Source organism: Aquabacterium humicola, from assembly GCF_030167915.1.
Taxonomy (GTDB): domain Bacteria; phylum Pseudomonadota; class Gammaproteobacteria; order Burkholderiales; family Burkholderiaceae_C; genus Pseudaquabacterium; species Pseudaquabacterium humicola.
In genome coordinates, this window is the sequence record NZ_JARGNB010000007.1 from 17,127 (window position 1) to 26,886 (window position 9,760).

The following is a 9,760-nucleotide window of genomic DNA, read 5'->3' on the forward strand; positions in this document are numbered from 1 at the left end:
CGGCTCGGGGAAGTCACTTCACGGGGGTGGACTGGCGGCGCAGCGCCGCATGGAAGTCGGCCGGAATATCGACAGCGCGTGGCCGCGTCCATTCGGTGTCAGGGGCCGGCAGCGCGCGCAGCGGCGCCGGCACGGGCGCGCGCGCGTGGCCGCGCCGGCGCCACCACAGCAGCGCGCTGCCCAGCAGCACCGCGCCGCCGGCCGTGCTGCCCAGCAGCAGCGGCACCTGCAGCTTCGCCTGGCGCGCTTCAGCGCCGGCGGCGGTCATCACGCGCGGGGCCTCCGGGGCCATGCCTTCGGCGGGGAACAGCGCGACGGTGACGTGGTCGTAGGACAGGCCTTCGAGGCTGTTGACCACCAGCGCCTTGATCTGCGTGAGCTGCGGCCGCAGGTCCTTGTCGGGCCGGTGCTTGATGAAGACCGAGGCAGCGGCCGGCTGGGGCTTGTCCATCAGCGGATGGCGCTCGGGCACCACCAGGTGCACGCGCGCGGCGACCACGCCGTCGATGCTGGCCAGCGTGTTCGAGATCTCCTGCGACAGCGCATGCACCAGCCGCGCACGCTCTTCCAGCGGCGACGAGACGAAGCCCTCGCGCTTGAAGACCTTGCCCATGCTGTCGAAGCTCTCGCGCGGGTAACCCTGGGCGTTGAGCAGGCGCACCGCATCGGCGAAGTCGCTGCGCGAGGTGGCCACCGAGAAGCGCCCGTCGGTGACCTTCTTCTCGGCATCGATGCCGGCGCTGCGCAGCACCGCGACCATCTCGTTGGCCTGGCGTTCGCTGAGTTGCGAGTACAGCTCCTGGCTGGAACAACCGGCGATCAGCACCGCCAGCGCACAGAGCATCAGTCGGGTGGTTCGCATGGTCAGGCCTGCTGGCGGAAGAGCTGCTGGAGGCCATCCGACGTGCGATTCGCGATGTTCGACGTCAGCTGGCAATGGAACATGAATTCCTGGCAGCGCATCGTCAGCATCACGACGTCCTGCGGGCTCATGTCCTTGCCGCCCGCGGTCGCCGCCTGCGCCTGCGTCGACAGCTTCGCGGCCTCGGTGTTGATGTGCTCGAAGGGCGTCATCAGCTGCTGCGCGACGGGCGACGGCCCGACGGCGGGCTGCGCTTCCAGCCGCGCCGCCGCACCGGCCAGCGCCTGCTGGAAGCCGCCGATGTCGGAGAGCGACACGCCGTAGCCGACCTGCACCGGCATGGCCGCGGCGGTGGCGCCCGCGGCACTCGCGGCCGAGGGACCCAGGGCCGCGGTGGCGGCGATTTCGAACGACATGTCGCTTCTCCTGCGTGGCGGGTGGATCAGCCCTTGCGCGCCATCGTCTCGAGGGCCTGGCCCACGGACGAGATCGACGTGCTGGAGCTGTTCGACAGGAAGCTCATGCGCAGCGATTCGGTGGTCAGCTCGGTCAGCGCCGACGGGTTGTCGCTGCCGCCGGCGGCGACCGCGTCGGACTTCTGCTGGATGAGGTTGGCCTGGCTGTCCAGCGCCTGGCCCCAGGCGCGGGCCATCGCTTCGAAGAAGCTGCCGCTGCCGGAACTGCTGCTGGTGCCCTTGTTCTGCGACAGCGGGCTCGTGGCCAGCAGGGACAGGGTGTTGACGGGGATGCTGCTCATGATGGAAGGCTCCTGGGGGGATGGACAACGGCCGTTCCCGAGGCGGCCAGAAGATTCATGCACGCGGCATGGGTTGCGGGTCGGGTTTCAGAAGTTCAAATCGATTTGCCGGCCGTCGCGTTCCAGCACCACCTGCTGCGCGGCGATGCGCGCGATGCGGTGGCCCGAGGGCAGCATCGCGCCGACGAAATACCGCGCGCCGTCGACGGTCACGACATACGCCGGCTCGCCCGGCACCAGCGAGGCGATGCGCTTGTTCGGGTCGTCGATCACCGGCGGCGCGGGCGGCGGCAGCGGCGTCGCGGTGTTGCGCAGCGTGAGCTGCTGCACGCCGCGCACGTCGCGGCGCACCACGTCCTCGGCGCGCGCCAGGCGGTCGGCATCGCGTTCGGCCACCTCGACGGCAAAGCGGCCGGCGCCGGCAGCCCTGGCCTGCGCGGCGATGCCGTTGACGCGGAAGACCTCGGTGATGTCGCGCACCACCAGCTCGTCGACCAGCAGGTCGAGCGCCGGTGTCCACTGGCGCGCGGCGAGCCAGGCTTCGAGGCGCGAGCGCTGGGCGAGGTCGGCCAGGCGGCCGCGCAGCACGGGGCGGCCGTCGGCGGTGGTGGCCGCGTCCAGCGCGGCGAATTCGCCGGCCTTCAGCGCACCGGCCAGCATCGCGGCGTTGAGCACCGGCACCGGCGGCGGCGCGGCGGCGGCGACATGCGCCATCCACAGGCTGCCGCCGCAGGCGATCAGCACCGCGGCGCCGGTGGCGGCGAGCCAGGCTTCGGCGCGGCGGTGCCAGGGCCGCGCCGCCGGCGTGTCGTCGGTGGCCGCGAGCGCGTGCGCGGCCGCGGCGCCCGGCGCGGGCCACTCGTCCTCGCAGGCCAGGCCGAACGCCAGCAGCGTGTCGCCGATGCGCAGCGGTGCGTGGCGCGCCCACGCGGCGTGGGCGCCGGCGGCGAGCACCTGGTCGGCCAGCGTCGCCTCGCCGTCGATCACCTCGACCAGCGCATGCGTGACATCGGCGGTGATGCGCATGCGCGCCGTGCCGGTATCGGCACGCAGCACGATGTCGGAATCGCCGACGGTGCCGGCGGTGCCAACGGTGCCGGCGGCGCCGGCGCAGATCACCAGCGGGCGGCCGGCGGCCAGCGGCGCACGCGCGCCGGCCTGCGGGCCTTCGAGCACGCGCAGTTCCAGGGCCTGCAGCGAATCGATCATCAGCGGGTCGCGGTCCATGGTGGTGACGGTCCAGTCAGGGCGAGGTGCGGTGGCGGGCGCCGGGCGCGGCGGCCTGCGGGCGGCTGGGCATCGCGTCGAGGTCGAGCACGACCGACGCCCGCGCGGGCGGCGTGTAGGCGACGGGCGCCGCCGGCGGGGTGTAGACGGCCGGGGCCGCGGCGATCGGCGCCCTCGGCGCAGCCGCCTGCAGCACGGCCGGCGGCTGCGCGGGCATCGGCACCGGCGCGGGCGGGATCGGAGCGGCTGGCGCGGCCTGCGTCGGCGCCTGCCGCGGCGCCGCCGTGCCGCCGGCGGCCGGCCGCGAGGTCGCCAGCCGCGGCGTGATCAGGAACATGCGCTCGATGCGCGCGCTGTTGCTCTTCGTCGTCTTGAAGAGGTTGCCGACCACGGGGATGTCGCCGAGGCCGGGCACCTTGTCGTTGCTGGACGAAGTGACGTCGCGCGTCATGCCGCCGATCAGCAGGCTCTCGCCTTCCATGATCAGCGCCTGCGTATTGATCGTCGAACGCTCGACGACCGGGATCTGGTCGACCGTGCGCCCGGTGATGTTGCCGTCCTCGACGTTGACCATCAGCTTGATGCGCGCGCCCTCGCGGTCCTTGAAGACATGCGGCGTCACGCGCAGCGAGGTGCCGGCGCTGACGTTGAAGAGGTCGACCTCGTCCTTGCCGGCGACGCGCACGAAGAAGGTCGAGCTGTTGTCGAACACCGCCTCGACGTTGGACAAGGTCACCACCTGCGGGCTGGAGACGACCCGCGCCGCGCCTTCGGCCTGCAGCGCGCGGATGCGCGAGACGAACTGGCCGACCGAGCCCAGCACTGCGGTGATCACGCCGCCCGCGCCCACCGGCGGCACCGAGCCGCCGAAGCCGAGCGAGTTGCCGGCGTTGTTCCAGCGCCAGTCGACCCCGAGCTCGCGCAGGCGGTCGGTGTTGACGTCGATGATGGTGGCCTCGATCTCCAGCGACTGCGGCTCGACGTCGAGCGCGGCGATCAGCTGTTCATAACGTGGCAGGCGATCGGCCAGGTCACGGACGATGACGGCGTTCAGGCGCTGGTCGGCTTCGATGCGGATCGGGTTGGCGTCGGGCGCGATGGTGGCCGGCGGGCCTTCGGGCGGCTGCGCGGTGCGGGCGAGCGCCGCCACCAGCAGGTCCGCGGCGCTGTCACGCGAGCTGCTCGTCTTCACCGACTGCCCCTGCCCCGCCAGCCCCTGCCCGCGCAGGCTCGGCTGCGTCGGCTTCAGCAGCACTTCCTGGCCCAGCGGCGCCCCCGGCCGGCCGCCCACCAGCGAGCGCAGGATCGACGCCACGCCCGGCAGAACGACCTGGCGGCCGCTGAAGGTCATGGTCTGGTCCTGCGCCCAGGCATAGCGCAGGTAGAAGACGCGAAAGTCCATCGCGCCGGCGTTCGGCGCCGCCGCGGCGGGCGCGACCTGCGCCGCGCGCACCAGCTCGTCGACCTGCTCGACGAAGCGCCGCGTGCCCACCGCCAGCAACTGGCCCTCGCCGCCGCGGCGCAGCGTATTGCGCGCATCGGGCAGGCCCTGCTCGCCGGCTTCGCGCAGCAGGCGGTCGGCTGCGGCGGGCGAGGCGTTGAAGCTCCTGCGCACCAGGTCCGAGGCCGGCACCACGTGCATCACCGCGCCGTCGAAGTAGGTGACGAGGTTGTAGATGCGCGCGACGTCGCGCAGCACCTTCTCGGCCGGCCCGCTGAAGGTGCCGTTGACCGCGCCGCCCAGGCCCGCGCCCAGCGTCACCGGCACGTCGACCGCGGCGAACAGGTCCTGCAGGAAGGCGGCGATCGGCTGCTCGCGCGCGGTGATCGACACCGGGCGCTGGCCGTTGGGCAGCGGGCCGGCCTGCGCCGTGCCGGCACCGAAGGCCAGCACGGTCAGCGCGATGGCGACCAGCGTCAGCAGCGTGGTGATGTCGCGCAGCACGCGGAAGAAGGTGGCGGTGTTCATCATTCGGCCTTCAGCATCGGTGCGGCAGGGACCGCGATGCGGTCGAGGATGTCGAGCTCCAGCGTGGGCATCAGCTCGTGGTACGACAGCACCGGCGTGTCGAAGCACTCGGGCTCGATCAGCTTGCGCAGGTGCCAGCGCACGTCGATGGTGGTGATAACGACGCGCGGCGCGTGGCGCCGCACGCGCTCGGCGATGTCCTGCGCGATGCGGCGCGCGGTCTCGGGCTCGAGCGCGAGCTGCGCGACGCCGCCGTTGACACGCACCGCCTGGCGCAGCAGGTCTTCCAGCGCCGGCTCCAGCAGCAGCGCCGGCAGCTTGCCGTCGGGCGCGATGCGGTGGCAGATCTGGCGCTTCAGCGCGATGCGCGCGAACTCGGTCAGCGCATGCGCATCCTTGTCGCGCTGGCCGGCTTCGGACAGCGCCTCGAGGATGTCGCGCAGGTTGCGGATCGAGACCGCTTCGCCGACGAGGCGCCGCAGCACGTCGGCCACGCGCTGCACCGGCAGCGCGCGCAGCACTTCCTTGACGACGTCGGGCGCGTCGACCGAGGCGCGCGTCAGCAGGTTCGTCGTGTCCTGCATGCCGAGGAACAGCGGCGCATGGCGGCGCAGCGCCTGCTGCACCGGCTCGGCCAGCGCGGCCGCGGCATCGACCGCGCCCGAGGCGTCGACCGGCAGGCGACCCTGGGCGATCGGCACCTCGAAGGCCAGCAGCTCCCAGCGGCGGGCGTTCGACTCGCCCGGCTGGCCGTGCACGTGGATGCGCGGCAGCTGCAGGCCGAGGCCGAGCTGGAATTCCTCGAGCACCTGCTCCAGCGCCGGCGTCAAGGCGCGGCCGGATTCGGACACCAGCAGCGCCGCCGGCACGCGCAGCAGCAGCGGCACCGCGGGCTTGGCCTGGGGCAGCGCGGTCAGGGTGACCTGCTGCGGCACGTCGAGCTTCTTGACCAGCCCGCGCACCGTGGGGTTCTGGCGCGCGCGCAGCCAGCCGCGGCAGGCCGGCATCATCATCAGGCCGCTGCCGGCGATGGCCAGCGCGAGCATCAGGAACACGGTGGTCGGGAAGCCCGGCACCAGGCCCATCAGCACGCAGATGCCGCCGGCGACGACCAGCACGCGCGGCTTGGCGGTGAGCTGCTTGCGCACCGCGTCGCCCAGGTGCTTGTCGTCCTCGTCGGTGGTGCGGGTGACGATCAGGCCGGCGGCCATCGCGCCCAGCAGCGCCGGGATCTGCGCGACCATGCCTTCGCCGATGGTCAGGATCGAGTACTTGGACAGCGCGCTGCCGATGTCCAGGTCCTGCATCATCACGCCGACCGCGAGGCCGCCGAGCAGGTTGATGACGATGATGACGATGCCGGCGATGGCATCGCCCTTGACGAACTTCATCGCGCCGTCGAGGCTGCCGTGCAGCTTGCTCTCCAGCTCCAGCGCGCGGCGGCGGCGCTTGGCCTCGTCCTTGTCGATCAGGCCGGCGCGCAGGTCGGAATCAATCGACATCTGCTTGCCCGGCATCGCGTCCAGCGAGAAGCGCGCGGCCACCTCGGCGACCCGTTCGGCGCCCTTGGCGATCACGATGAACTGCACCACCGTGATGATCAGGAAGACCACCAGGCCGACGACGAGGTTGCCGCCGGCGACGACCTTGCCGAAGGTGTCGATGATGTCGCCGGCGTGGCCCTGCAGCAGGATCATGCGGGTCGTCGCGATCGACAGCGACAGCCGGAACAGCGTGGTCATCAGCAGCACGCTGGGGAAGACGGAGAACTCCAGCGGCGACTGGATGTAGATGCCCAGCAGCAGCAGCAGGATGCCCGAGGCGATGTTCAGCGCCACCAGCACGTCGATCAGCCAGGTCGGCAGCGGCAGCACCATCATCGCGACGATGGCGATCACGCCGGCCACCATCACCAGGTCGCTGTAGCGGGCGAGCAGGCCCTCTCTCATGCTGCCGGCGCTGCGGAAATAGGCGGACATCGTCACGGTGGGGGCCTCTGCGCTCTGGCGGTTCGCTGGACCGGGCTGGGTTGCGCGGCACCGGCGGGCCGTTCATGCGGCGCGGGGGTGCGGGGCACGAACCCGGGCGCCGGCGTGCCATCCGTCACGCGCCGGGCGCTGCGCCGGTGCGGTGCCGGCCGCGCCGGCGGCGATGTCAGCCGCTTCGTTCAAGTCCGAAGTGGCCTGCGAAACCAGAATTCCGCAACGCAATACCTCGGAGAGCTCGAATGGAATACCTCGTGGGCGTGGTCCTCGCGCTGGTCGTCTGCGGCGCGGCCTGGTGGCTCGGCATGGACCGGGAACGGGTCTTCTATCCGACGATGCTGATGGCCGTCGCCTCGTACTACGTCGCGTTCGCGACCGTCGACGGCAGCGTCCGGATCCTGCTGACCGAGTCCCTGATCTGCGCGGCCTTCGTCGCGGTCGCCGTGATCGGGTTCAAGGGCCGGCTGTGGTGGGTTGCGGCGGCGATGGCGGCGCACGGGGCCATGGACCTGGTGCACCACCTGTTCGTCGACAACACCGGCGTGCCCGAGGTGTGGCCGGGGTTCTGCATGAGCTACGACATCACGGCGGCCGCCTGCATCGGTGCGCTGCTGGCGCTGCGCCACCGCGACGAGCGATGGAGTGCGGGCGGCGTCGTCAAGGCCCCCTGGCGACCAGCTCGCCTGCTCTGGAAACGCTGAACTCGGACTGCAGGCGCCGGTAGACCGCCGACACGTCGCGCACGTAGGCCTGCGTCTCGGGGTACGGCGGCACGTCGTTGCCGTGTTTCGCGACCGCGCCCTCGCCGGCGTTGTAGGCGGCGAGCACCAGGCGCAGGTCGGCGCCGTAGCGCTGTTGCAGGCTGCGCAGCAGCGCGGCGCTGGCGCGCAGGTTGGTCTCGGGGTCCTGCAGCGTGCGCTCGCCGTTCTTCACGCCGAAGCGCTCGGCGGTGGCCGGCATCACCTGCATCAGGCCGCGCGCACCGGCCGGCGACACCGCCTGCGGGTTGTGGCGCGACTCGACATGCGCGATGGCATGCAGCAGCAGCGGGTCGAGCCGGTGCGCGCGCGCGGCGTCGATGAGCGCCGGCGCCAGCGCGACGATGCGCTCGCCGTCGCGGTTCAGCGGCGCGCGCGGCACGGGCAGCGCGGCCATCGCCAGCGTGGTGGTCTGCGCCGGGGCGTCCTGCCAGCTCAGCGCGACGACGGTCGCGCGGTCGAAGAGCTGCAGCTGCTCGGCGGTGCGGGCGGGGCCGCGGGGTGCGGGGAGGGTCGGGCATGACGAGGCGATCAGCCGGAAGCGTTGCAAGCCTTCGGTGGGCGCCGTCGCTTCGGCGGGCGCCGAACCGCCAGGCATCGACGCGGCGGGGGACGGCAGCGGGCCGCTGCAAGGCTGGGCCGCGGCGACGTCGAGGCCGCCGCCGGCCATCGCCGCGAGCAGCAGGTGGGCGAGGCAGGCTTTGAAGGACATGCGGGGCTCCGGTGGACAGTCAGCGGCGGGCGCGGATCTGGAACGAGTCCTGGGCCAGCGTTCCGTCGGTCACTGCGACGAAGGCCTGGCGCAATTGGTCCAGCGAGGCCAGCGGCAGCGCGGCGAAGTCGGCGCCCGCCAGCTCGCCGGGCAGCGCGGCCAGCACGTCGCGTTCGGTGCCGAAGCAGGTCACCGTCTCGGTCAGGCCCTGCGGGTTCATCGTGATCTCGAAGCGCATCGCGCCCGGCAGCTGCAGCCCGGTGGCGGCGCCGATGCGCGAATCCGCCTGGAAGCGGTTCGGAAAGAAGCGGGTGATGCGGCGCTGCTCGTCCTGCAGGAAGCAGTAGACGTGCGCATCGCGGCTGGGTCGCACGGACAGGCGCACCGCTTCGCCCCGGCCGAAGCCATTGGCCGTGGGGCCGGCGATGCGCAGTTCCAGCGGGCGCGGGGCGACCGCGAAGGCGGTCGCGGCGGGCGCGGGCGGCGCCACCGGCGCCACCGGCGCGGGCGGTGCCGCGGACGGCGCCGCGGGCGGCGTCGTTGGCAGGGCCGGCGACGGCGGCGGCGGTGCGGGCGCTGCCGCGGGCTCGGCCGACAGGGCGGCCTGGAAGAAGTCGAGCGTGAGCTTCGGTTCGCGCGACAGGTTCAGGCGCGCGCGGTAGCGGCCGATCGCGTCCTTCAGCGCCGGGCTGACCTCGCCGTCGAGCGGGCCGTCCCACAGCCGCTGCAGCCGCAGCTGCTGCTGGAACCAGCCGATCAGCTGCGACGGCCGCGTGGCCATCGTGTCGAACCAGTCCTGCACCTCGGCGGCCACCGCGGGGTCGTCCAGCCCGGCGCCGAAGCAGCGCCAGTACGGCACCTTCGCGAGGCGGCCGATCAGCTCGGCGGCGGCGACGTCGGCGAGCAGGCGCAACGCGGCGGCGCCCGTGTCGCCACCGGCGGCCGGCACCACCAGCCGGGTGCCGAACTTCTGCAGCTCGGCCTGGCCGCCGGCCAGCGTGACGCCGTGGCGCGAGCCGCTGCCGGGCAGCTGCGAACGGTCCTCGGGCGCCTGCAGCGACAGGTCGAGCGTGAAGGCGTCGACGGACGTCTCGCGCCGCAGGCTGCCGGTCAGCACCGGCGCGGTGGCGCCCGCCGCGCCCGACGCTGCCGGCGCGGCCAGCAGCCGCACCGCGCGGCTGCGCGCGCTCATGTCGGCGGCGGCGGTCAGCAGCAGCTCGCGCAGGCCGCCGGCGCCGCGCGCGGCACGCTCGTCGATCTCGCCGACCTGCAGCAGGAGGTCGCGCGCGCCGTGGTCGAGCAGCAGGTGGTCGACGCAGCGGCGCAGCGCGGCGGCATCGCTGATCACGCGCTGCGGCTCGGGCGCGGCGGCGGCCGGCGTCGGGGTGGCGATGAGCGCCGGCAGCGCAAGGGCGGCAAGCAGGCGCAGCGAACGGGCAAGGACGTCCATGCGTGCTCCGTTGCGCCGGCCGTGCCAACGGTTCAAGCGA

9 protein-coding genes are annotated in these 9,760 nt (G+C 73.0%); 1 reads left to right on the forward strand and 8 read right to left on the reverse strand.

Features of this window, described 5'->3' with window-relative positions:
- Positions 1 to 13 precede the first annotated feature (13 nt).
- The 6 genes from sctJ to P1K89_RS25305 all read right to left on the reverse strand — a co-directional run bounded on the left by sctJ (position 14) and on the right by P1K89_RS25305 (position 6,794).
- Positions 14 to 862 carry a type III secretion system inner membrane ring lipoprotein SctJ gene (gene sctJ / locus P1K89_RS25280; protein WP_284619307.1) on the reverse strand — a complete coding sequence of 283 codons (849 nt, stop codon included), beginning with the start codon at positions 860 to 862 and terminating at the stop codon, positions 14 to 16.
- Positions 863 to 864: 2 nt separating this feature from the next.
- Positions 865 to 1,278: an EscF/YscF/HrpA family type III secretion system needle major subunit gene (locus tag P1K89_RS25285; RefSeq protein WP_284619308.1), complete on the reverse strand. Its 414-nt coding sequence runs from the start codon at positions 1,276 to 1,278 to the stop codon at positions 865 to 867.
- Positions 1,279 to 1,304: 26 nt separating this feature from the next.
- Complete coding sequence (locus tag P1K89_RS25290; RefSeq protein WP_284619309.1) at positions 1,305 to 1,619, reverse strand: hypothetical protein; 315 nt, start codon at positions 1,617 to 1,619, stop codon at positions 1,305 to 1,307.
- A gap of 87 nt (positions 1,620 to 1,706) precedes the next feature.
- Positions 1,707 to 2,846, reverse strand: coding sequence for a SctD/MshK family protein (locus P1K89_RS25295; protein WP_284619310.1), 1,140 nt, complete (start codon positions 2,844 to 2,846; stop codon positions 1,707 to 1,709).
- 16 nt (positions 2,847 to 2,862) lie between these two features.
- Positions 2,863 to 4,815: a type III secretion system outer membrane ring subunit SctC gene (gene sctC, locus P1K89_RS25300; protein ID WP_284619311.1), complete on the reverse strand. Its 1,953-nt coding sequence runs from the start codon at positions 4,813 to 4,815 to the stop codon at positions 2,863 to 2,865.
- Positions 4,815 to 6,794 carry a flagellar biosynthesis protein FlhA gene (locus P1K89_RS25305; RefSeq protein WP_284619611.1) on the reverse strand — a complete coding sequence of 660 codons (1,980 nt, stop codon included), beginning with the start codon at positions 6,792 to 6,794 and terminating at the stop codon, positions 4,815 to 4,817. Before P1K89_RS25305 ends, sctC begins: the two co-directional genes overlap by 1 nt.
- Positions 6,795 to 7,042: 248 nt before the next feature.
- Between P1K89_RS25305 and P1K89_RS25310 the strand changes: the two genes are divergently transcribed.
- Positions 7,043 to 7,501, forward strand: coding sequence for a hypothetical protein (locus tag P1K89_RS25310; RefSeq protein ID WP_284619312.1), 459 nt, complete (start codon positions 7,043 to 7,045; stop codon positions 7,499 to 7,501).
- Here P1K89_RS25310 and P1K89_RS25315 read toward each other — a convergent pair.
- Both P1K89_RS25315 and P1K89_RS25320 read right to left on the reverse strand, forming a co-directional pair.
- A complete protein-coding gene (locus P1K89_RS25315; protein WP_284619313.1) occupies positions 7,458 to 8,270 on the reverse strand; it encodes a lytic transglycosylase domain-containing protein in 813 nt (270 codons plus the stop codon). The genes P1K89_RS25310 and P1K89_RS25315 overlap by 44 nt on opposite strands.
- Positions 8,271 to 8,289: 19 nt before the next feature.
- Complete coding sequence (locus P1K89_RS25320) at positions 8,290 to 9,720, reverse strand: DUF4384 domain-containing protein (RefSeq protein ID WP_284619314.1); 1,431 nt, start codon at positions 9,718 to 9,720, stop codon at positions 8,290 to 8,292.
- Positions 9,721 to 9,760 lie beyond the last annotated feature (40 nt).

Excerpts from the sequence above, each read along its gene's own strand:
- P1K89_RS25290 (WP_284619309.1), bottom strand. The coding sequence starts at position 1,619 with ATGAGCAGCATCCCCGTCAACACCCTGTCCCTGCTGGCCACGAGCCCG.
- sctC (WP_284619311.1), bottom strand. The coding sequence starts at position 4,815 with ATGAACACCGCCACCTTCTTCCGCGTGCTGCGCGACATCACCACGCTG.
- P1K89_RS25305 (WP_284619611.1), bottom strand. The coding sequence starts at position 6,794 with ATGTCCGCCTATTTCCGCAGCGCCGGCAGCATGAGAGAGGGCCTGCTC.
- P1K89_RS25320 (WP_284619314.1), bottom strand. The coding sequence starts at position 9,720 with ATGGACGTCCTTGCCCGTTCGCTGCGCCTGCTTGCCGCCCTTGCGCTG.
- P1K89_RS25295 (WP_284619310.1), bottom strand. The coding sequence starts at position 2,846 with ATGGACCGCGACCCGCTGATGATCGATTCGCTGCAGGCCCTGGAACTG.
- P1K89_RS25315 (WP_284619313.1), bottom strand. The coding sequence starts at position 8,270 with ATGTCCTTCAAAGCCTGCCTCGCCCACCTGCTGCTCGCGGCGATGGCC.
- P1K89_RS25285 (WP_284619308.1), bottom strand. The coding sequence starts at position 1,278 with ATGTCGTTCGAAATCGCCGCCACCGCGGCCCTGGGTCCCTCGGCCGCG.
- P1K89_RS25310 (WP_284619312.1), top strand. The coding sequence starts at position 7,043 with ATGGAATACCTCGTGGGCGTGGTCCTCGCGCTGGTCGTCTGCGGCGCG.
- sctJ (WP_284619307.1), bottom strand. The coding sequence starts at position 862 with ATGCGAACCACCCGACTGATGCTCTGTGCGCTGGCGGTGCTGATCGCC.